Annotated in this window: 20 protein-coding genes; 11 read left to right on the plus strand and 9 right to left on the minus strand. The window is 70.5% G+C overall.

What is annotated here, in order from left to right; translation table 11 throughout:
• Nucleotides 1-391: 391 nt before the first annotated feature.
• Together LH62_RS03450 and rfbF are read left to right on the plus strand one after the other, a co-directional pair.
• Nucleotides 392-1,456, plus strand: coding sequence for an NAD(P)-dependent oxidoreductase (locus LH62_RS03450; protein WP_043359272.1), 1,065 nt, complete (start codon nt 392-394; stop codon nt 1,454-1,456).
• Entirely contained in the window at nt 1,453-2,223 is a 771-nt protein-coding gene (rfbF, locus tag LH62_RS03455; protein WP_043359273.1) for a glucose-1-phosphate cytidylyltransferase, read from the plus strand. The genes LH62_RS03450 and rfbF overlap by 4 nt, the downstream gene beginning before the upstream one ends.
• 179 nt (nt 2,224-2,402) lie before the next feature.
• On the opposite strand, the gene LH62_RS03460 is transcribed toward rfbF, so the two are convergent.
• Nucleotides 2,403-3,332, minus strand: a complete 930-nt coding sequence (locus LH62_RS03460; protein WP_043359274.1) for a hypothetical protein — start codon at nt 3,330-3,332, stop codon at nt 2,403-2,405.
• On the minus strand, nt 3,329-4,681 hold the full coding sequence (locus LH62_RS03465; RefSeq protein WP_052213663.1) for a DUF4910 domain-containing protein: 1,353 nt from the start codon (nt 4,679-4,681) through the stop codon (nt 3,329-3,331). The genes LH62_RS03460 and LH62_RS03465 overlap by 4 nt, the downstream gene beginning before the upstream one ends.
• Nucleotides 4,682-4,987: 306 nt before the next feature.
• Between LH62_RS03465 and LH62_RS03470 the strand changes: the two genes are divergently transcribed.
• On the plus strand, nt 4,988-6,268 hold the full coding sequence (locus LH62_RS03470; RefSeq protein WP_082012324.1) for a class I SAM-dependent methyltransferase: 1,281 nt from the start codon (nt 4,988-4,990) through the stop codon (nt 6,266-6,268).
• A 23-nt stretch (nt 6,269-6,291) separates the two neighbouring features.
• Nucleotides 6,292-7,308 (plus strand): glycosyltransferase family 2 protein, encoded by a 1,017-nt coding sequence (locus LH62_RS03475; RefSeq protein WP_082012325.1) that lies wholly within the window; start codon nt 6,292-6,294, stop codon nt 7,306-7,308.
• Nucleotides 7,309-7,482: 174 nt separating this feature from the next.
• Here LH62_RS03475 and modD read toward each other — a convergent pair whose 3' ends face one another.
• Nucleotides 7,483-8,337, minus strand: a complete 855-nt coding sequence (modD, locus tag LH62_RS03480; RefSeq protein ID WP_043359275.1) for a ModD protein — start codon at nt 8,335-8,337, stop codon at nt 7,483-7,485.
• A gap of 45 nt (nt 8,338-8,382) precedes the next feature.
• On the minus strand, nt 8,383-9,150 hold the full coding sequence (locus LH62_RS03485; protein ID WP_043359277.1) for an SDR family oxidoreductase: 768 nt from the start codon (nt 9,148-9,150) through the stop codon (nt 8,383-8,385).
• A 107-nt stretch (nt 9,151-9,257) separates the two neighbouring features.
• On the opposite strand from LH62_RS03485, the gene LH62_RS03490 reads away from it, so the two are divergent.
• The 3 genes from LH62_RS03490 (at nt 9,258) to LH62_RS03500 (ending at nt 11,981) form a co-directional block, all read left to right on the plus strand.
• Nucleotides 9,258-10,520 (plus strand): iron-containing alcohol dehydrogenase, encoded by a 1,263-nt coding sequence (locus LH62_RS03490; RefSeq protein WP_052213664.1) that lies wholly within the window; start codon nt 9,258-9,260, stop codon nt 10,518-10,520.
• A gap of 96 nt (nt 10,521-10,616) precedes the next feature.
• The gene (locus tag LH62_RS03495; RefSeq protein WP_052213665.1) at nt 10,617-11,732 is read left to right on the plus strand and encodes an LLM class flavin-dependent oxidoreductase; all 1,116 of its coding nucleotides are present in this window, start codon (nt 10,617-10,619) and stop codon (nt 11,730-11,732) included.
• A gap of 36 nt (nt 11,733-11,768) precedes the next feature.
• Nucleotides 11,769-11,981: a hypothetical protein gene (locus LH62_RS03500; RefSeq protein WP_043359280.1), complete on the plus strand. Its 213-nt coding sequence runs from the start codon at nt 11,769-11,771 to the stop codon at nt 11,979-11,981.
• Between the two features lie 7 nt (nt 11,982-11,988).
• Here LH62_RS03500 and LH62_RS03505 read toward each other — a convergent pair whose 3' ends face one another.
• The gene (locus LH62_RS03505) at nt 11,989-13,230 is read right to left on the minus strand and encodes an FAD-binding oxidoreductase (protein WP_043359281.1); all 1,242 of its coding nucleotides are present in this window, start codon (nt 13,228-13,230) and stop codon (nt 11,989-11,991) included.
• A gap of 97 nt (nt 13,231-13,327) precedes the next feature.
• On the opposite strand from LH62_RS03505, the gene dctP reads away from it, so the two are divergent.
• A complete protein-coding gene (gene dctP / locus LH62_RS03510) occupies nt 13,328-14,365 on the plus strand; it encodes a TRAP transporter substrate-binding protein DctP (protein WP_052213666.1) in 1,038 nt (345 codons plus the stop codon).
• Nucleotides 14,366-14,495: 130 nt separating this feature from the next.
• On the opposite strand, the gene LH62_RS03515 is transcribed toward dctP, so the two are convergent.
• Nucleotides 14,496-14,876, minus strand: coding sequence for a nuclear transport factor 2 family protein (locus LH62_RS03515; RefSeq protein ID WP_043359282.1), 381 nt, complete (start codon nt 14,874-14,876; stop codon nt 14,496-14,498).
• Nucleotides 14,877-14,953: 77 nt separating this feature from the next.
• Here LH62_RS03515 and LH62_RS03520 point away from each other — a divergent pair, with 77 nt between their 5' ends.
• A complete protein-coding gene (locus tag LH62_RS03520) occupies nt 14,954-15,829 on the plus strand; it encodes an oxaloacetate decarboxylase (protein WP_043359284.1) in 876 nt (291 codons plus the stop codon).
• A complete protein-coding gene (locus tag LH62_RS03525; protein WP_043359287.1) occupies nt 15,829-16,548 on the plus strand; it encodes a haloacid dehalogenase type II in 720 nt (239 codons plus the stop codon). Before LH62_RS03520 ends, LH62_RS03525 begins: the two co-directional genes overlap by 1 nt.
• A gap of 378 nt (nt 16,549-16,926) precedes the next feature.
• On the opposite strand, the gene LH62_RS03530 is transcribed toward LH62_RS03525, so the two are convergent.
• The 3 genes from LH62_RS03530 to LH62_RS03540 all read right to left on the minus strand — a co-directional run bounded on the left by LH62_RS03530 (nt 16,927) and on the right by LH62_RS03540 (nt 19,030).
• Nucleotides 16,927-17,157, minus strand: coding sequence for a hypothetical protein (locus tag LH62_RS03530; protein WP_144404362.1), 231 nt, complete (start codon nt 17,155-17,157; stop codon nt 16,927-16,929).
• A gap of 65 nt (nt 17,158-17,222) precedes the next feature.
• Nucleotides 17,223-18,023: an NUDIX domain-containing protein gene (locus LH62_RS03535; protein WP_052213667.1), complete on the minus strand. Its 801-nt coding sequence runs from the start codon at nt 18,021-18,023 to the stop codon at nt 17,223-17,225.
• A 5-nt stretch (nt 18,024-18,028) separates the two neighbouring features.
• The gene (locus LH62_RS03540) at nt 18,029-19,030 is read right to left on the minus strand and encodes a tripartite tricarboxylate transporter substrate binding protein (protein ID WP_043359291.1); all 1,002 of its coding nucleotides are present in this window, start codon (nt 19,028-19,030) and stop codon (nt 18,029-18,031) included.
• A 124-nt stretch (nt 19,031-19,154) separates the two neighbouring features.
• Between LH62_RS03540 and LH62_RS03545 the strand changes: the two genes are divergently transcribed.
• Nucleotides 19,155-19,874 (plus strand): DUF1028 domain-containing protein, encoded by a 720-nt coding sequence (locus tag LH62_RS03545; protein WP_043359293.1) that lies wholly within the window; start codon nt 19,155-19,157, stop codon nt 19,872-19,874.
• The last annotated feature ends 1 nt before the right edge of the window (nt 19,875 follow it).

The raw sequence follows: 19,875 nt of genomic DNA on the forward strand, positions 1-19,875 counted from the left end.
GCAAAGAAACGGATGGTTCGACAGGCGGGGCGCATGCCGATGAGGGAGGGGGCTGGGCTTCGGCACATGGGCAGCACCACGACGGCGCAACGGCCATCCAATCGCCGCCCTCGGCGTGAGCATCGTGCATTGGCGTCACGCCAGCCCAGGGCGGCGACATGCGCGCGACGGCAGCGCAGGCGGCATCGTGGGGACGATGACCACATCATCAACCGGAGGATGTTTTCGATCGTTGCAAGGGCACAAATGCGACATCGGCGGTGCCCTGAGGGCAAAATATTATGAAGTCTCAGGTTGAAGTCTGGCGTCCTTGTTACATGAGCGGCGCATAACTCTCTGATTATCTGCTCGCGCCGGCCCCTGGCCGCCCGTCACTGATGCGAGCGAAAGCATGAAGGTCCTCATCACCGGTAATATGGGCTATGTTGGCCCCGTGCTGGTCCGCCACCTGCGCCGGCGCTTTCCGGATGCGGAGCTGATCGGCTTCGACAACGCCTATTTCGCCCACTGCCTCACCGGCGCCCCGACGCTGCCCGAAGCGTCGCTTACGCGGCAGGTGTTCGGCGATGTGCGCAGCATCGATCCCGGCCTGTTCCATGGCGTCGATGCCGTGGTGCATATGGCAGCGATCTCCAACGACCCGATGGGCGACCGCTTCGCCCGCGTCACCGCTGAGATCAACCAGGAAGCCTCGGTACAAATCGCCCAGCAGGCGCAGGCTGCCGGCGTCCGCAACTTCGTCTTCCTGTCGAGCTGCAGCGTCTATGGTGTCGCTGCCGGCCCGCCGCGGCGCGAGGATGATGAGCTGAACCCGGTCACCGCCTATGCCGCCTCGAAGATCGGCACGGAGCGGGCCCTGGCCGGCCTCAATGGCGACATGACCGTCACCTGCCTCCGCTTCGCCACCGCCTGCGGCATGTCCGACCGGCTGCGGCTGGACCTGGTGCTGAACGACTTCGTCGCCGGCGCGCTCAGCCGCGGCGAGATCACCGTGCTCAGCGACGGCACCCCCTGGCGGCCGCTGATCGATGTCGCCGACATGGCGCGGGCCATCGAATGGGCGGCGACGCGGCCGGCGGAGCGCGGCGGGCGCTTCCTCACCGTCAATGCCGGCTCCGACGAGCGCAACCATCAGGTCCGCGACCTCGCCCATGCCGTCGCCGCGGCGCTGCCGGGGACGAAGGTCTCGATCAACACCTCGGCGCCGGTCGACAGCCGCTCCTACCGCGTCGACTTCAGCCGCTTCGCCGAGTTGGCGCCGGAGCACCAGCCGCAGGTGACCCTGGAGGGCTCCATCAACCGGCTGGTCGAGGGCATGCGGGGGATGCGCTTCGCCGACGCGGAGTTCCGCCACTCCCCCTTCATCCGCCTGCAGGTGCTGCAGCAGCACCGCGAGGCGGGCCGCCTCACCGATGACCTTGTCTGGCGCCAGGGCGCCGAGGAGACCGTACCATGAAGGTCGTGCTGCTGGCTGGCGGGTTGGGCACCCGCCTCGGGGAGGAAACCTCCATCCGCCCGAAGCCCATGGTCGAGATCGGCGGGCGGCCGATCATGTGGCACATCATGAAGATCTACGCGCATTACGGCCTGCGGGACTTCGTCGTCCTCGGCGGCTACAAGGTGCGCTACATCCGCGACTACTTCCTCCGCTACCGCGACGAGAACTGCGACTTCTCCATCGAGCTCGGCAACGGCAAGGTGCAGTGGCTCGAGGCGGTGAGCGAGAACTGGCGCGTCACCGTGCTGGATACCGGCGCCGAGACGATGACCGGCGGCCGTATCCTCCGTGCGCGGAAGCATATCGGCGACGAGCGCTTCTGCCTCACCTATGGCGACGGCGTCAGCGACGTGAACATCCGCCGCGTCATCGCGGCTCATGAGGCGACCGGGGCCTGGTGCACCCTCACCGCCGTCTCCCAGCCCGGCCGCTACGGCGCGCTGCGGCTTTCGGAGGACGGGCATGTCACCGGCTTCCGCGAGAAGGATGCGCGGGACGGCGGCCTCATCAATGGCGGCTTCTTCGTTTGCGAGCCGCAGATGCTCGACCTCATCGAGGGCGACAGCACCGTCTTCGAGGAAGGCCCGATGCGGCGCCTGACCGAGCTCGGCAAGCTCGGCAGCTACCAGCATGACGGCTACTGGCAGAGCATGGACTCGCTCCGCGACAAGCAGACGCTGGAAGCCCGCTGGGCAACCGACGCACCCTGGAAGGTCTGGGACTGAGCCAAGCACCGGCCGGGTGGTCCACCCGGCCGGGGATGGCGGATCGCTTCGACCATCAGCCAGGGCGGGTTCCGCAGGCCGAGGCCAGCGGAACCCGGCCTCAATTCTGGCACGGGGTGCGCCTGCCGCGCCGCGGCGGTTTCAGGTCGCCGCCAGGACCCTGGCGGCGACTTGGCTTTTCACCGGGCCATCGCCAGGTCGGGTGTGAAGACCAAGGTCCGGCCTTCGATGGCCGTGCCGTCGTCGTAGAGCGTCACCACCTCCTCCGGCAGGTGGGAAAGGTCGGAGGCGCGCAGGTAGTCGCGCATCGTCGTGCCGGTGCAGCGGGAATCCACATTGGCCGCGCCACGCCGCGCCGCCGCGTCGTCGCGGCTCACCGTGCGGAAATCGATGCTGTAGCGCGCCAGGCCGCTGGTGTTCGGCACCGTCTCATGCAGCTGCGCGGCGGAGAAGAGGACGACGCCGCCCGGGGGCACCAGCAGGCGCAGGTCGCGCTCCGAGATCCGCTCGGTCAGCTTCGGCTGCTCGCGCGTGTCCTGCTTGACGTGCTGCGCGGCGCTGGCCCGGTTCTTGGTGTTCCATTCGTAGTAGTTGTAGATCTCGGAGGTGTTGCCAACCGGCCTGCCGAAATACTCCGGATAGAAGGCGAGGCAGTTGCGCGCCTCGATCTCGAAGACCGGCAGCCACCAATTGATCTGGCAGGGCGGCGCAGAGTACCAGGTGTCGCGATGCGCGTGGAAAGCATAGGCGATGCCGGAGGTGAGGTAATGCGCCGGATAGGCCGAGCGCATCCGCGGCACGTCGAAATAGGTGTCGTCGAGGTCGCCGCCGACATCCTTGATGATCTCGGGCAGCAGGCGCTTGCATTCGGGGTGGTGAATGAAGGCCGGCTTCAGCCTGGCCAGCACCGCGGCGCATTCCTCCATCGACAGCACCTGGTCGATGCGGCGCGGGTCGTGCGGCGCGAAGGCTTCGGCGATCATGCCGCGCGCCAGTTCGGCCAGCGCCCGCGTCGCCGGCATCGGCGAGTAGATGAAGATGTCACCGTGATACAGCGCCTCGCGGCGCGCCTCGTCGCTGCAACGGGCGTCGTAGTGAACGGTGCTCATGGCCGTGCCTTCCCTGATGTTGCAGAACTATCCTGAACCGTGGCGCCCTCGGCAATTGGACTTGCCGTGACAAGCAGCCCCGCCGCCTCCGCGGCCGCGGCGGCGGCACGAATCTCGGCGAAGGGCAGGCCGGCGCGTTCCGCCATGTCGAGCAGGCTGTGCCGTCCATCGGCGAGGTTCAGCACCCAGAGCAGCGCCATCTGGCCGTAGCCGCGCCCCGCCGCCGCGGGCCCGGTGCCGCCGATCGGCGCGTAGAGGCCGCGCCGGCCGAGTTGCGGCTCGCCATGGGGCGAGGTCGATGCCAGCAGGCGGTCTTCCTCGATCACTTCGGCGATGGCGGCCAACGCGGCGAAGGAGCGTGCGAGATGCTCGGGCCGGACGAAATCGAGATTGTCGGCCGAGCTGTGGTATTCGGGGAAGGTGCCGTTCGGCGAGCGCATCAGGCAGCCAACCGGCAGGTCGAAGCCGGGCGAGCAGTATTGCCGCTCGTCATAGCCATAGGGCGAGAAAGGCAGCAGCCGGTTCTCCGGCGATTCGTGGCGCAGCACATGCGCGGCGATGCGGTCGATCATCGCATCGCCGCGGCGCGAGGCCTTGTAGGTGATCGGCCCCCCATCGCCGAGGCAGGTCAGCACCAGACCATGCGCGATCCGGCCAACGCCGCCACGGTTCCGCGCCAGCCAGGCAAGCGAGCCGATGGTCCCTGGAAGGAAGAGGAAGCGCCAGCTCAGCCGCCGCCGCCGGCCCGAAAGGGCGCGTGCGAGTTCCAGCCCGAGCGCGATGCCGGAGAGGTTGTCGTTGGCGAGCGAGGGGTGGCAGCTGTGGATGGAAACCAGGACCTCCGCCTCGCTCTCGCCCGGCAGCAGGCATTCGCCATAGGAAAGCGAGCCGTGCTTCAGCTCCGCGTCGATATGCACGCGATAGGCGTCATCGCTCAGGCTTTCGCGCAACCTGTGCGGCAGGCAGAAGCCCCAGCCGTCGCTGTAATAGGCGGTACGGTAGGGAACCAGCTCGGGCTGCTCCGGGATGCTATGGAGATGGCGTTGCAGCTCGCTGAGCGGCACCACGGCATCCACGGCGTGGCTGTATTGCAGGAGGTGCAAATTGTGCTCGGCGAAGTCGACCACGGTCGTGCCATCGAGGCGGCGGATCCAGGCACTGCGCGGCACCCATTCGCGAGGCACGGTCCAGTCGAGCACCGGCGTGCCGCTCGGCACTTCGTGAATCTCAAGCGGGATACTCGCCCCGATATAGCGAAGCGTCTCGCGCAGGCCAGGTCCGGTGATGCTGCGGCAGATGGGAAAAAGTGCCGCGCAATGCGCATGCAGCACTTCGCCCCTGGCCATCATGACCTCGGCTGCTTCTCTCCCCATCGCCATGGTGCCTTCCGCCCACTTCGTTGCGCCCAGGCCTCTTTCGCATCATGGCGGCACTGCAAGGAGTGAACTTTCCGTAAAGTACGTTCGCAAGAGCAACTTTTTTCAAGGTGAAGTGAGCGCACGGCGTTGGGAGAACATGTTCCTGCCCGTGTCTGTAATGTTAAATGCAGATCAGGTTGGCCGCTGCGGGATCATCGGCCGGTCGGGGAGGCAGAGGCTCGTGAGCGCACAAACGACAAGCGCCAGGCAATTTGGCTGGATGGAGGCTTGATACATATGGATGGCACCATCACAGCGCCGATGGATATCGCGCTTCGAACCAGCTCCACCGCCCCTGCCTGCCGCTGCTGCGGCGCGCCGCTGCGCGAGACCTTTGCAGAACTCGGCCTGACGCCGCTAGCGAATTCCTACGTCGCCCCGGCCGATGCGGCGCGGATGGAGCCCTTCTATCCGCTGCATGCCCTGGTCTGCTCCGATTGCCGGTTGGTGCAGCTCGCGGAATTCGAAAGCCCACAGGCGATTTTCTCGGAATACCGCTACTTCTCCTCCGTCTCCGAAGCCTGGCTGCGCCATGCCGAGACCTATGTGGAACGCATGGTGGCGCGCTTCGGCCTCGACGGCGGGACGCCGGTGGTCGAGGTCGCCAGCAATGACGGCTACCTGCTGCAATATTTCGCCCGGCGTGGCATCCCCGTGCTCGGCATCGACCCGGCGGCGAATGTGGCCCGATTCGCCATGGCCCGGGGCATTCCGACCGAGGTCGCCTTCTTCAATGCGGCGACGGCGATACGCCTGCGGGCGGCGCATCCGCAGCCGATGCTGATGGTGGCCAACAACGTGCTCGCCCATGTGCCGGACCTGCACGGCTTCGTCGAGGGCTTCCGCATCCTGCTCGCCCCGGGCGGCGTCGCCACCTTCGAGTTCCCGCATCTGCTGCGGCTGATGCAGCACGCGGAATTCGACACGATCTACCATGAGCACTTCTCCTACATCTCGTTGTTCGTGGCGGAGCGCATCTTCGCCCAGCATGGGCTCACCATCTTCGACCTGGAGGAGCTGCCGACGCATGGCGGCTCGCTCCGCCTCTTCGTCCGCCATGCCGAGGATGCGGCGAAGGCGGTGACGCCGGCGGTCGAGGCGATGCGGGTGCTGGAGCGGCAAGCTGGGCTGGACGGGCCGGACGCCTATCGCGGCTTCGCCGAGCAGGTGGTCGAAACCAAGGCCGCGCTGCTGGATTTCCTGTTGCAGGCCCGCCGCGCCGGCAAGCGCGTCGTCGGCTATGGCGCGCCGGCCAAGGGCAACACGCTGCTGAACTATTGCGGCGTCGGGCCGGAGTTGCTGCCCTTCACCGTTGACCGCAGCCCTCATAAGCAGGGCCTGCTGCTGCCCGGCACGCGCATCCCGATCCGCGCGCCGGAAGCGATCATCGAGGCACGACCGGATTACGTGCTGATCCTGGCCTGGAACCTCCGCGAGGAGGTTGCCGAGCAGATGTCCATCATCCGCGAGTGGGGCGGTCGTTTTGCCGTCCCCATCCCGCGGGTCGTTATCTTTTGAAAAGCAGGCGGAGGCCGCTCCCAATGTCCAAGGTTTGTGCCGTCGTCATCACCTACAACCGGCGAGAGTTGCTGGATGAATGCCTGCAGGCCATAACGGCGCAGACCTACCCCTGCGACCACATCGTTGTCATCGACAATGCCAGCACCGACGGCACGGCGGAGATGGTGAAGGAGCGCTGGGCCGGCCGCACCGACCTGCATGTGCTGACCAAGAATATCGGCGCGGCTGGCGGCTACAATCTCGGCATGCGCCTCGCCTACCAGACCGGCGCCGACCATGTCTGGGTGATGGACGATGACGTCATGCCGGAGCCGGATGCGCTGGCCGCACTGCTCGCCGCGGCGGAGACGCTGGACGGGCGCGGCATCACCCCCGCCTTCCTCACCTCCGTGGCTCGCGCACCGGGCGGCGCGGTGACCAACGTGCCGGAGATGGACCGTCGCCTCAACGCCCTCGCCTATGAGAACTGGCCGGATCTGCTGAACCACGGGCTGGTGCCGGTGACGCGGGCGGCGCTCGTCTCCAACCTCATCCCGCGCGCGACGCTGACGCAGCACGGCCTGCCCATCGCCGGGATGTTCATCTGGGGCGAGGACTCGGAGTTTACCCTGCGTGTCACGCGGGAACGGCCGGGCTACATTGTGGGCGCCAGCCGGGCGCTGCATGTGCGCCAGCTTGCCGGCGTGCTCGACATCCGGACGGAGCGCAACCCGGCGCGCATCGGCTACCACTTCCACCGCATCCGCAACGACGTCTACATGAAGCGTCGTTTCGAGGGCTCCCGTTCGGTGGCACGGCTGATGCGCCGCCAGGTGACGCTGGCGCTGCGGCTTTGCCAGGAGCAGGAATTCGCCAAGGCGCGCATCGTGCTGCGCGGGCTGATGGCGGGCTTGTCCTTCAACCCGCCGATCGAGGCAGCAGATGCGCCCTGCACCATCGCCGGCGTCCGCCATGTCGCCGGCGAGCCACAGGTGGCGGCCGCGGCGCTGGCGCCGGCGGAGCAGGCTTTCCCGAACGACCTGCGGCCTGCGGTCTAGGCCCCCGCGGGAGCCGCTTCACGGCCCTGCTGAGGCCCCGATTGGTTGCTCATCACCTGAAACCTTGCCCAACCCCCCACGGCAGAGCCGTGGGGGGTTGGGCAAGGCCGGTTTCGGTGGGCTTCCTTCTCGGGATACCACGACGACCTGGGCGAGTGACAGGCCGGGGCGGCGCTATCCGCCCAGGGGCGACAGGGCTACGCCGATGTCGGCCGGCAGCGCCGCATAAGGTGCGGAGGTGACCAGCAGGTCGGCACCGGCCGCGGCATAGCGTCCGGCATTCGCTTCGGTGATGCCGCCGGTCGCGGCGACGAGCGGGCGGCGCGGCATGTTGGCCAGCGCCCGCATCACGGCCGCCACATCCTCCGGCGGCAGCTTGTCGAGTTGCAGCGTGTCGACGCCGGCATGGGCGAATTGCAGCGCGGCATCGACGCTGTCCGCCTCCACGGCGATCTTCCGCTCCGGCTGCGCCATGCGGAGGCGGGCCACCCAGAGGTGCGGCGGCTGCCGCCCGAGGAAGCCCCGGTGCTGCGGGAAGACCAGCACGCTGTCCGAAAGCCCGAGCCGGTGCGGCAGGCAGCCTCCGGCGGTGATGGCGCGCAGCATCACATCCTTCGCGCCGGGCAGGTGCTTGCGGGTGCAGGCGACGGCGATGCCGGGCCTGCCGCTGCGCGCGGCGCAGAGCACCACCCGAGCCCGCGTCGCAATGCCGGAGGCGATCTCCATCAGGCTCTGCGCCAGCTTGAAGCTGCGATGCAGCGCCGCTGCCTCGCCTTCGGCCCGCAACAGCTCCGCCCCCGCCTCCACCTGAGCGCCGGAGGAGGCGAGGCGATGCGTCGCCGGGCAGCCGGCGAGCTGCATCAGCCGTTCCGCCTCCTCGATGCAGGCGAGGGTCATGGTGGCGCGGGCACGGAAGGTGGCGCGGCCGCGCGCCTCGCCGATGCCAAGGCCGGCGGTGGTGATGTCGCCATAGGGCACGTCCTCCTCGAGCATGGCAAGGAGGCGGGCATCGGAAAGGACGAAGCTCATCGGCCGCGGACGCTAGTGCGGCCGGGGCATAGCGGCAATCGGTCCTCAGCGGCCGCCGCTGACCGGCAGCAATGCGCCCGTGACATAGCCGGAGGCGGGGGAGAGCAGCCAGAGCACCGCCTCCGCCACCTCCTCCGCGCTGCCGCCGCGGCCCATGGGCACGCCCCCGGCCATGCGGGTGACCCGGTCCGGCATGCCGGCGGCGGCGTGGATCTCGGTGTCGATCAGGCCGGGATTTACGGCATTCACCCGGATGCCCTCGCCGGCCAGCTCCTTGGCGAGGCCGAGGGTCAGCGTGTCCACCGCGCCCTTGCTGGCGGCGTAATGCACCCACTCCCCGCCGCCGCCGAGGCCGGAGGCGCGGGAGGAGATGTTGACCATCGCCCCTCCCCTGCCCCCATGGCGCGTCGACATGCGCCGGATCGCCTCGCGGCTGCAGGCGACGAGGCCGAGGACATTGGTGCGCAGCACCTCCTCCCAGACCGCGTCGGAGGTCTCGTCGAGCCGCCCGGTCGGGCCGGTGATGCCGGCATTGTTCACCAGCGCGTCCAGCCGGCCGAAGCGGGCATCGAGCTCCGCGAAGCAGCGGGCCCGGCCCTCGGCCTCGGCCACATCGGCCTGGAGCGCCAGCACGGTGGCGCCCGCGGCCCGCGCCGCCGCGGCCGTTGCCTCGGCCCTGCCGGCGTCGCTGCGGTAGGTGAGGAGGATGTCGTAGCCCTGCGCGGCGCCGAGCCGCGCCACGGCAGCGCCGATGCCGCGCCCGCCGCCGGTGACCAGGAGGACGGGACGGGTGGAAGGGAGGGATGTGCTCATCTCCCCAGCCTGCCGCCCACAGGCCTTCAGCTCAAGTCATCGGCCGGCCAGGCTGGGGACGAATGTGGCCGGCAGGGCAACGGCGCGCAGGAAATGCGGGAGCTCGGGTGCTTAACGGGGGCGGCTTCCGTGACCTCTTCGCCTATGGTGATGCCGAATGGGCCGCGGCGCGGGAGTGCATCGCCGCCCGCAACGCGGCCGGCAAGGCCCAAAGGGGGATGACCGAGATGAGCCTGCATGCCTGGCCTGCCCAACAGCGCGTCCGCCATGGCGAACCCGTTGCCCGGGCCCTGCCGCCGGAGATCGAGGATTGCGGGCGTGTGGTGCTCGTCACCACCCGCTCGCTTGCCCGCAGCCGCATCGCCGAGGCGACGCGCGGCGCCATCGGGGCGCGGCTCGCCGGCGAGTTCTCGGCGATGCGCGCACATTCGCCGGTCGAGGACGTCTTGGCGCTGGCGGCACTGCTGCGCGAGGCGCGGGCCGACCGCGTCGTCGCCCTCGGCGGCGGCAGCGTGATCGATGGCTCGAAGGCCGCCTGCCACGCGGTCTGGCGCGGCTATACGGATGCCGCGGCGCTGCTCGGCAGCGCCGTCTCGCGCGGGACCGATGCGGCCTATTGGGTCGAGCCGGCGCTCACGCCGCGCATCGTCGCCGTGCCGACCACGCTCTCGGCCGCGGAATTCGCGCCCAATGCCGGCTTCACCGACCTCGCCGCCGGGCGCAAGCACCGCGCCCAGCACGCGATGCAGGTGCCGATCGCCGTGGTGCTCGACCCGGAGGCGACGCTGGAGACGCCGGGCGAACTGCTGCTCTCCTCCGGCATCCGCGCCGTGGACCATGCGGCGGAAAGGCTCTGCGCGACGACGCGCGCGCCCTTCTCCGATGCCGTCTCGCGCCAGGCGCTCGAGATGCTGGCGGTGGCGCTGCCGGCCATCCACCGCCAGGGCGACGACATCGAGGCGCGCGGCGTGGCGCAGCAGGCGATGTGGCTCTCGGTCATGGGCGGTTGGGCCGGCGTGCCGGTCGGGGCGAGCCATGGCATCGGCTACATCCTCGGCGGCGCCAAGGGCGTGCCGCACGGCATCACTTCCTGCCTCGGCCTGCCGGCGGTGATGCAGTGGAACGCCCCGGTGAACGCGGCGCAGCAGCGGGTCGTGGCCGACATCCTCGGCGGCGGCGAGGGGCATGAGGCGCTTCGCCGCTTCATCCGCGGGCTCGGCCTGCCGACGACGCTGGCCGAGGTCGGCATCGGGCCCGAGGAGATTCCGGCGCTCGCGGCGAAATGGGATGGCGGGCCGCCCATTGCCACCAACCCGCGCAAGGTGGAAGGCGCGGCCGATGTGGAGGCGATTCTGCGCCTCATGGTGTAGCCGCTCACGTTTCGTTGTGTGCTTCGGGCTTGCGCCGCGCCCGCGGGCGGCGCCAGCATCCTCCGCAACCGGCGCCAAGCCGGACAGGAGGACGCCATGGAATTCGGCTATTTCATGATGCCGTCTCACCCGCCGGAGCGCGGGCTGAAGGAAGGGCATGACTTCGATCTCCAGGTACTGCGCTGGCTCGACGAACTGGGCTTCTCCGAGGCCTGGGTCGGCGAGCACCACACCGCGCCCTGGGAGCCGCATCCGTCGCCGGACCTGTTGATCGCCCAGGCGCTCCGGGAGACGACGCGGCTGCGCATGGGGCCGGGCGGCTTCCTGCTGCCCTACCACCACCCGGCGGAGCTGGCGAACCGCGTTGCCATGCTGGACCACCTTTCGGAGGGGCGGCTGAATTTCGGCATCGCGGCGAGCGGCCTGCCGAGCGACTGGGCGATGTTCAACGTCGACGGCATGTCCGGCACCAACCGCGAGATGACGCGCGAGGGGCTCGACATCATCCTGAAGCTTTGGAGCGCGGAGGAGCCCTTCCACTACGAGGGCAAGTACTGGAAGGTCGACAAGCCCGACACGATGTTCGGCTTCCTCAAGCCGCACATCAAGCCGTTGCAGGCGCCGCACCCGCCGATCGGCGTCGCCGGCCTGTCGAAGAATTCCGACACGTTGAAGATGGCGGGCGAGCACGGCTTCCTGCCGATGAGCCTCAACCTCAACCCGGGCTATGTGACGAGCCATTGGGACAGCGTGGAGGCCGGCGCCCGCAAGTCCGGCCGCACCGCGAACCGGCGCGACTGGCGGCTGGTGCGCGAGGTCTTCGTCGCCGACACGGACGAGGAAGCTTGGCGGCTCTCGGTCGGCTCCATGATGGGGCGGATGATGGGCGAGTACTTCCTGCCGCTGCTCTCGAATTTCGGCTTCAAGGAATACCTGAAGCACAGCCCCGAGGTGCCGGACAGCGACGTCACCGTGGAATACTGCGCGCGGCGCAACTGGCTGGTCGGCTCGCCGAAGACGGTCGCCGAGCGGCTGGAGCAGATCTACGAGGAGGTCGGCGGCTTCGGCCAGCTCCTGGTCTTCGGCTTCGACTACATGGAAAACCCGGCCGCCTGGCGCAACTCGCTGCGGCTGCTGCAGGAGGAGGTGCTGCCGCGCGTCGCCCATCTCACTCCAGCGGCCCCGGCGCCCGCGCTGGCGGCGGCGCAGTAGCTTGCGGCGGCACGGGCGGCGGGCCATTTGCAGGTCATGAAACCGCTCCTGCTCGCTGCCCTGCTCCTTCCCCTCGCCGCCTGCGGCCCTGGCGGGCTCCAGGCGGGCGGCGAGTATTCCGGCCAGCCCGACACGGTGATCGGCAACACCGAGCGGAACATGGCGACCGGCGCCGTCACCAGCGAGGGCAGCGTCTATGTCCGCCGCCAGGGCTACATGACGACGCCCGCGGAGAGGCTGCGCTACTGAGGCCTTTCTAGCCGAAGCGCTCTACCGCGAAGGGCGCGAGGTCGAGGTTGGGCGCTGGCCCCAGCATCGCCTGGGCAAGCACCGCACCGGTCGGCGCCGAGCCGGTGAGCCCGAGATGCCCATGGCCGAAGGCGCACCACAGCCCCGGCCAGCGCCGCACCGGGCCGAGCACCGGCAGGCTGTCCGGCAGGCAGGGGCGGTGGCCCATCCAGAAGCCCTCGGCGCCCTCGGTGCGGGCCTGGGGGAAGGCCATGCGCAGGTCGCGCAGCAGCAGCTCCGCCCGGCGCGGCGTCGGCGGGTGGTCGAGGCCGCCGAACTCCACCGTGCCTGCGATGCGCAGCCCCTCCTCCATCGGCGAAATGAAGGCCTTGCGGTCGGCCGGCACCACCGGCCGCCGCAGGCTGATCCCCGCATCCTGCAGCATGACGTGGTAGCCGCGCTGGCTCTCCAAGGGCACGCGGATGCCGAGCGGCGCCAGTAGCCGCGCCGACCAGGCGCCGGCGGCCAGCACCACCGCATCGGCCTCGATGGGGCCGGAGGCGGTGGCGACGCCGGTCACCCGCCCCTCTCCCGTCGTGACGGCCTGCACCGCCTCCTGGCGGATGGTGCCGCCCAGCCGCTCCACGCCGCGCGCCACCACCTCCGCCTGGCGGCGCGGGTTGATGCTGCTGCCCTGCTCCGGGATGAGGACGCCGAGCGCGTAGTCACCCTGCATGTCGGGCTCCAGTTCGCGGATCGCCTCGGCGCCGTCGAGGAATTCCAGCCGCATCCCGTGCTGCTGCCGCAGCGCCCAGCCGGCCGCGTCCTTCGCGTAGTGGCCGCGGTCCCGGTAGAGGTAGAGCTGCCCGGTCTCCTGGATCAGGTCGAGCGCGCCTTCCTCCGCGAGGATGCGCCGGTGCTGCTCCATCGCATTGAAGAGCAGGCCCGACAGCGCCTCGGCGATGCCGGCGACGCGGGCCGGCCGGGCGCTGGCGACGAAGCGCGCGAGCCAGGGCGCCGCCCGCAGCGCATAGCGGGCGGGGATGTGCAGCGCGCCTTCCCGATCGAGCAGCATACCGGGCACCTGGCGAAGCACGCCCGGCATGGCAAGCGGCGCGACCGAGCCGGCACTGATCGCCCCCGCGTTGCCGGAGGAGGCGCCGCCGCCCGGCGGGCCGCCATCCAGCACCGTCACGGCGGCGCCGTCGCGGGCCAGGTGCCAGGCAGTGCAGAGGCCGACGATGCCGGCGCCGATGACAAGGATTCGCATGGGGGGAGCCTCCGCCGCCCGCCACCGGCGCGCAACCCGTCGGAGCCCCACCTCTGCTATACCTACCGATGAATAACCGACAGGTGGATGGCGGACGATGCTGCGCCGAGGACTGATTGGACTGGCCCTGCTGCTGCCCCTCTGCCTGGCCCGGGCGCAAGAGGTGCCGCACCGGCTGAAAGTCCTCGGCTTCTACACCCATACCGGCCTCTTCGCCGATTTCGAGGAGCCCTTCTGGATCCGCGAGGTGCCGGCCCTGACCGGAGGCCGGCTGCTGCCGAGCACCACGCCGTTGGACCGCGCCGGCATCCGCGAGTCGGAGCTGCTCTCCTTTCTACGACTCGGCGTGGTGCAGGGGGCGACGGTGCCGCTGGCCCTTGCCGCAGGCGACGATCCGGAACTCAGCGTCGTCGACCTGCCCGGCCTGAACGCTGACCTGCCGGCGCTGCGGCGGAGCCTGGCGCAGTGGCGCCCCCATCTGACCGCGGTGCTGGAGGAGCGCTACGACATCCATCTGCTCGGCCTGCTGGTGCCGACCACGCAGGTGGTCTTCTGCCGCGAGGCCTTCGCCCGGCTCGGCGACGTCGCCGGGCGGCGGGTTCGGGTGGGCTCGGTCAGCCAGGGCGAGCTGATCGAGGCGTTGGGCGGCATCGCCCTGGCCATGCCGCTCAACGCCGTGCCCGCGGCGATGCGGAGCCGGACGCTCGACTGCGCCGTCACCGGGCCGATGCCGGGCAACCGCATCGGCCTCGGCGAGGTCGCCACCCATGTCTCGCGCCTGCCGCTGAGCTGGTTCGTCTCCGCCCTGGTGGTGAACGGCGCGGCTTGGCGCAGCTTGCCGGAGGCGGAGCGGCAGGCCCTGCACTCCGGCGGCGCCCGGCTCGAGCAGCGGGTGATCGACGGTGCCGAGGCGGCCATCGAGGACGGCTTCGCCTGCAATGCCGGCCTGCCGCGCTGCGCCGGCGGCCAGCGGGCGCGGATGACCGTCCTCGACGAGCGCTGGGACGAGGCCGAACGCCGCCGCCTGCTGCGCGATGTGCTGCTGCCGCGCTGGGTCGCCCGCTGCGGCGCCGATTGCGCCCAGGTATGGAACCAGGTGGCGGCGGCATCGCTCGGCCTGTGGCTGGAGCCTTAGGCATCCCCACGAAACCGCTGCGCGGCGTTGCGGGGGCCCCGGATGGTCGCCCAGCGTCCGAAGCCCCGCAGAGCCTTCCACGGCCAAGCCGTGAAAGGACACCGGCAGGCGCCAGTTTCAACCGGTGCCGTCAGCCTTCCCGCGTTTCGAAGCGGTAGACCTTGCTGACGATGCGCCAGCCCTCGCTGGTCCGGTTCAGCACGAGGTAGTCGGTGAAGTAGCGCGGCGGGAGCTGGCAGGCGACCTTCACCATGGCGGTCTCCGGGCCACTGATGTCCATCATCAGGATCCGGTCGTCGCGCGCCAGGCCGCGGCTCGCGGCCGAGGGGCGGCTGCGCACCATCTCGAACCAGGCCTCGCGCGGCATGTCCTCCACGCCGCCATCCTTGGCCCAATAAAGGTGCGAGACGGGGTGGAAGGCGGCGGCGAGCTTCTCGACGCTGCCCTCGTAGAGGCCGTCGAAATAGGTCTGGATCACCGCCTCGATTTCGGCGACGGCACTGGCCGCCATGGGTTTTCCGCCTGCGTCCGGCATGGGATGCTCCTCCTCGATCCGGGAAGCCTAACCGAGGAGGAGCATCCACCGCCATGGCCCATCCAAGCCTGAAAGCCGCCTTCGAGGCGGGGCGCTTCGTCGTCGCGCCCGGCATCTTCGACATGATCTCGGCCAGGGTCGCGGATGGCATGGGCTTCACCAGCCTCTACGCCACCGGCTTCGGCACCGTTGCCAGCCATCTCGGCGTCGCCGATGCGGGCATCGCCACCTATACCGACATGGTCGGGCGCGTCGGCGCCTTCGCCCGCGGCTGCCGCACGCCGGTCGTGGCCGATGCCGACACGGGGTATGGCGGCTTGCTCAATGTCCGCCACACGGTGATGGGCTACGAGGCGGCGGGCGTCACCGGCATCCAGCTGGAAGACCAGGAGATGCCGAAGAAATGCGGCCACACCCCTGGCCGCCGCGTCATCCCCGCCGAGGAGATGGCGCTCAAGATCAAGGTCGCGGCCGAGGCGCGGCGGGACCCGAACATGCTGATCGTCGCGCGGACGGATGCGCGGACGACCCTTGGCCTCGATGAGGCGATCCGGCGCGGGCAGGTCTATGCCGAGGCCGGGGCCGATGTGATCTTCATCGAGAGCCCGGAGACCGAGGCGGAGATGCAGGCGATCGGTCGGGCGATCAAGAAGCCGCTGCTCGCCAACATGGTCGAGGGCGGACGGACGCCGATCCTGCCGGCGAAGCGCCTCGCCGAGATCGGCTATGCGATGGCGATCTATCCGGCGGTCGGCTTCCTCGCCGTCGCGGCGGCGCTGGAGCGGGTCTATGGCCACCTGAAGGAGCAGGGCGACAGCAATGCCCTCCCCGCTTCCGAGAGCTACGGCTTCGGCCGCATCTGCGAGCTGATGGGCTTCCCCGAGGTGTGGGAGTTCGACCGCAAATGGGCCCAACTGGAGGCGAAGTGATGTTCGAGCATGTGAAGGCCCTCGTCTTCGACGTCTTCGGCACGGTGGTCGATTGGCGCGAGGGCATCGCGCGGGAGGCGGGGCCCTTCCTCGCACGGCTCGGGCGCCAGGACATCGACGCGCATGGCTTCGCCGATGCCTGGCGGGCGCGCTACCAGCCGGCGATGGAGGAAATCCGCAGCGGGCGGCGGGGCTTCACCCGGCTCGACGTGCTGCACCGGGAGAACCTGGAGCAGGTGCTGCGGGCGCATGACATCGACCCGGCGGCGGTGGGCGAGGCGGCGCTCGACGAGCTGAACCATGCCTGGCACCGGCTCGACCCCTGGCCGGAGGCGGTGGCGGGGCTCACGCGGCTGAAGCGGCGCTTCATCATCGCGCCGCTGTCGAACGGCAACATCGCGCTGATGACCAACATGGCGAAGCGGGCGGGCATCCCCTGGGATGCGATCCTCGGGGCGGAGGTGGCGCAGGCCTACAAGCCGGACCCGCTGGCCTATCTGCGGACGGCCGAGGTGCTCGGCATCCGGCCCGCGGAACTGTGCCTGGTCGCGGCGCATAACGGCGATCTCAAGGCGGCGCGGGCGGCGGGGCTCGCCACCGCCTTCGTGCCGCGGCCAACCGAGCATGGGCCGGGGCAGACGGGCGACTTGGCCCCGAGCGAGGCCTGGGACGTGGTGGCGCGGGATTTCCAGGATCTGGCGCACCGGCTGGGCGTCTGACCGGATCGGCAGGTTTCGGACAAACTCCCCTGCGGCGCTCCCGGGCGGGGTTCGGGGGTGGCGCGGAGGGGCGTGGGCGATGGGCATGGCTCCGGAGTTGATAGGATTCGCATCCTATATCGTTCCGAGGTCGATGCGCAAGGTTCCAGGCGGAGGTCGCTGAGTGGGTTAGCGGTCCCCCCTGCCCGTATGCTCCGCGGGTAACGCCCTTCGCAGCCATTCGGACAGCGGAAGCCCAGGGCGGTGGGCGTTGCGGGCGGTCGCCGCCGCGCTCCGGGAGGAGGCGCCGGCGCCCTTCGTGGATGTGGTGCAGAGCCCGTCGGCGCGGGGCCGACGGATGGCCGGGTCAAGCCCGGCCATGACGCGAGGGAAGCGGCGTCAGCGGGTGCCGGCGCGGCCGGGCTGGTTGCCGCTGCCGACGCCACCGGCGCCGCCCGGCTGCAAAGGCGTGGGCACGCCGCCGCCGGTCGCCGTGCTGTTCACCGAGCCGGTGGGCGACCTGGCGCTCGGCGCCATCGGCTCGCCCGGCGTGCGGCCGCCGGGACCGGAATTGGAGCAGGCGCCGAGCGCCAGGGCCAGCGCCACCATTCCCACCAACCTGCCTGTCATGGACCTCTCCTTACCGTCATGTCACGCCGAGGTAACCGGGACGGAGCAGGAAGGTTCCGCCGGGATCATCCGGGCGGGCGCACCTGTGGCACCATCGCCCGTATCCCAGCCGGGAAGAGCGGGCCGCCATAGCCGGCCTCGACCGGAATGCGGAGCATCTTGCGGCCCTCGGCATCGACCTCCATCACCGGCTGCACCGTCACCACGGGGCGGGCCGCGGCGCGCGAGAGGGCATCGCCAAGGCTGGCCGCCTCGGCGAGGCGCAGGAGGTTGAGCCGGGTCGGGAAAAGCAGGGTGCGCTCGCCCGCCTCGGCCTCGGCCAGCGCCTGGGCGGGGGAGATCCAGATGCTGTCCACGGCCTCGTGACCGTCATGCGTCGCCTCATGGCCGCTTGGGGCGGGGGCGAGGAAAAAATGGGTGTCGAAGCGCTTGGAAAGGTCGGCGGGCGTCACCCAGTGGGCGAAGGGGACGAGGCACTCGATGTCGGGGCGGAGGCCCTCGGCCTGGAGCAGGGCGGCGAAGCCGCGGCTGCCGGCGTTCAGCGCGTCGCGGTGGGCGAGGGCGATGGCGGCGCCCTGGGCGGGGTCCAGCGCCGTGCCTGATTCGGTGCGGGCGAGCAGCAGGCCGCTTTCCTCGAAGGCCTCGCGGATGGCGGCGACGCGGTAGGCGGCGAGCGGGTCGGTGCTGCCGAGGGCGGCGGCGAGTTCGGCATCCGCCGCCTCGACACGGCCGCCGGGGAAGACCAGGGCGCCGGCGGCGAACTCGATCTCGCGGTGGCGGACGACCATGAAGAGTTCGGGGCCGGAGGCGCCGTCGCGCAGCAGCAGGACGGTGGCGGCGGGACGCGGGGGGACGGGGTCTGACACGCGGGTTACTCCGTGCGGATGCCGGCGGCCTGGATCAGCGGCGCCCAGCGGGCATGCTCGGCCTGGAGGAACGCGGCGAAATCGGCGGGGCTGCCGCCGACGATCTGCGAGGCCTGGGTCTGCTCGATCACCCGGGCGACCTCGGGCTGGCGGAGGGCGGCGTTGAAGATGCGGTTGGCGGCCTCGACCAGGGGCTCGGGCAGGCCGGCGGGCGCCATGATGCCGTGCCAACCCTGGGCCTCGAAGCCGGCGAGTGCGGGGCCGCCGGCCTCCGCGATGGTCGGCACATCGGGGAGGAAGGGGTGGCGCTGGCGCCCCGCGACCGCGAGCGGCCGCAGCTTGCCCTCGCGGATGAAGGGCAGGCTGGTCGAAACGGTGATGATGCTGCTGCTGGTCTCGCCCGCGAGCAGGCTGCGGGCGACCTCGGCGCCGCTGCGGTAGGGCACCGGCGTCATGGTCAGGCCGGTGCGGCGGAGCAGCAGCTCCTGCGCCAAGTGGCCGATATAGCCGATGCCGGGATGGGCATAGACCATGTCGCCGCGGCGGCGGGCGAGGTCGAGGAAGCCGGGCAGGTCGGTCACCGGCAGGGCCATCGGGGCAAGGAGGACGAGGGGCAGGTTGATCAGGTGGCAGATCGGGGTGAAGGCGCGCATCGGGTCGTAGCCGAGGCTCGGTTGCAGCTCGCGGCCGATGGCATTGGGGGAAAGGTCGGCCATCATCAGCGTGGCGCCGTCCGGGCGGGCGCTGGCCACCACGGCCCCGGCAATGGTGCCGCCGGCGCCGGCACGGTTCTCCACCACCAGCGCCTGGCCGTTGGCGAGCGCCGGGAAGGCGTTGGCGACGGTGCGGGAAAGGGTGTCGATGGCGCCGCCGGCGCCGAAGGGCACGATGAGCCGGACGGGACGGTCCGGCCAGGGGGAGGCGGCCGGTTGCGCGTGGGCCAGCGCTGGAAGCGCGAGGCCGCCCAGGAGCGTGCGTCGGCGCCATGCATGTGACGCTTGCGACATGGTAGTCCCTCCCCGATTGTAGCGGCGCGCAGGGTGCCGCCGGGCCGCGGCGGGCGCAACCGCTGGCGGAATCTGTGCATTGGCATATGGTTCGGTTCCGGCCTGGAAGGGGGAGGTGACCCGCATGACCTGGTCCATCGTTGCACATGATCCGGCGACCGGCGCCTTCGCCGTGGCCGTGACGACCTGCGCCTTTGCCGTGGGCGCGAGCTGCCCCTTCGTCCGCTCGGGGGTTGGGGCGGTGTCCACCCAGTCGATGACCAACCGCTATCTTGGCCCCGCGGTGCTGGACGGGATGGCGCGCGGCCTGTCGCCGACGGCGGCGATCGAGAGCGCGCTGGCCGGGGATGACGGGCGCGGCATCCGGCAGGTCCATGCCGTTGACCGGCATGGGCGAAGCGCGGCCTGGACCGGACAGAATTGCGTGGAATGGTGTGGCGACCGGCCGGGCCAGGGCTTCTCCGTGGCGGGCAACATGCTGGCCGGCGAGGCGGTGCTGGCGGATACGATGGCGGCCTTCGTCACCAAGGACGACCTGCCGCTGGCCGAGCGGCTGGTGGCGGCGCTCGAGGCCGGGGATGCCGCGGGCGGCGACCGGCGCGGGCGGCAATCGGCGGCGCTGCTGCTGACGACGGTGGAGGACTTCCCCGACATCAACCTGCGTGTCGACGACCACCCGGAGCCGTTGGGCGAGCTCGGGCGGCTGCTCGGCCTCTGGCGGCGGGAGCGGGAGCCGGGGCTCAGGGACCAGCCGCGCAAGGCCAACCCGTCGGGCTGGATCGACCTCGACGCGATCGAGGCGGGCTGGCGGCGGAAGGGATCGAGCCTGCGGTTCCGGCGGTAGG

The sequence above is a fragment of the Belnapia sp. F-4-1 genome (assembly GCF_000802185.1).
Taxonomy (GTDB): Bacteria; Pseudomonadota; Alphaproteobacteria; order Acetobacterales; family Acetobacteraceae; genus Belnapia.

What these genes read in the sequence shown, in the direction of transcription:
- LH62_RS03515 (WP_043359282.1), bottom strand. Translation starts at nt 14,876, where the DNA reads ATGGCGGCCAGTGCCGTCGCCGAAATCGAGGCGGTGATCCAGACCTAT.
- LH62_RS03525 (WP_043359287.1), top strand. Translation starts at nt 15,829, where the DNA reads ATGTTCGAGCATGTGAAGGCCCTCGTCTTCGACGTCTTCGGCACGGTG.
- LH62_RS03500 (WP_043359280.1), top strand. Translation starts at nt 11,769, where the DNA reads ATGAAACCGCTCCTGCTCGCTGCCCTGCTCCTTCCCCTCGCCGCCTGC.
- dctP (WP_052213666.1), top strand. Translation starts at nt 13,328, where the DNA reads ATGCTGCGCCGAGGACTGATTGGACTGGCCCTGCTGCTGCCCCTCTGC.
- LH62_RS03470 (WP_082012324.1), top strand. Translation starts at nt 4,988, where the DNA reads ATGGATGGCACCATCACAGCGCCGATGGATATCGCGCTTCGAACCAGC.
- modD (WP_043359275.1), bottom strand. Translation starts at nt 8,337, where the DNA reads ATGAGCTTCGTCCTTTCCGATGCCCGCCTCCTTGCCATGCTCGAGGAG.
- LH62_RS03475 (WP_082012325.1), top strand. Translation starts at nt 6,292, where the DNA reads ATGTCCAAGGTTTGTGCCGTCGTCATCACCTACAACCGGCGAGAGTTG.
- LH62_RS03545 (WP_043359293.1), top strand. Translation starts at nt 19,155, where the DNA reads ATGACCTGGTCCATCGTTGCACATGATCCGGCGACCGGCGCCTTCGCC.
- LH62_RS03540 (WP_043359291.1), bottom strand. Translation starts at nt 19,030, where the DNA reads ATGTCGCAAGCGTCACATGCATGGCGCCGACGCACGCTCCTGGGCGGC.
- LH62_RS03495 (WP_052213665.1), top strand. Translation starts at nt 10,617, where the DNA reads ATGGAATTCGGCTATTTCATGATGCCGTCTCACCCGCCGGAGCGCGGG.
- LH62_RS03520 (WP_043359284.1), top strand. Translation starts at nt 14,954, where the DNA reads ATGGCCCATCCAAGCCTGAAAGCCGCCTTCGAGGCGGGGCGCTTCGTC.
- LH62_RS03460 (WP_043359274.1), bottom strand. Translation starts at nt 3,332, where the DNA reads ATGAGCACCGTTCACTACGACGCCCGTTGCAGCGACGAGGCGCGCCGC.
- LH62_RS03485 (WP_043359277.1), bottom strand. Translation starts at nt 9,150, where the DNA reads ATGAGCACATCCCTCCCTTCCACCCGTCCCGTCCTCCTGGTCACCGGC.
- rfbF (WP_043359273.1), top strand. Translation starts at nt 1,453, where the DNA reads ATGAAGGTCGTGCTGCTGGCTGGCGGGTTGGGCACCCGCCTCGGGGAG.
- LH62_RS03465 (WP_052213663.1), bottom strand. Translation starts at nt 4,681, where the DNA reads ATGATGGCCAGGGGCGAAGTGCTGCATGCGCATTGCGCGGCACTTTTT.
- LH62_RS03450 (WP_043359272.1), top strand. Translation starts at nt 392, where the DNA reads ATGAAGGTCCTCATCACCGGTAATATGGGCTATGTTGGCCCCGTGCTG.
- LH62_RS03530 (WP_144404362.1), bottom strand. Translation starts at nt 17,157, where the DNA reads ATGACAGGCAGGTTGGTGGGAATGGTGGCGCTGGCCCTGGCGCTCGGC.
- LH62_RS03505 (WP_043359281.1), bottom strand. Translation starts at nt 13,230, where the DNA reads ATGCGAATCCTTGTCATCGGCGCCGGCATCGTCGGCCTCTGCACTGCC.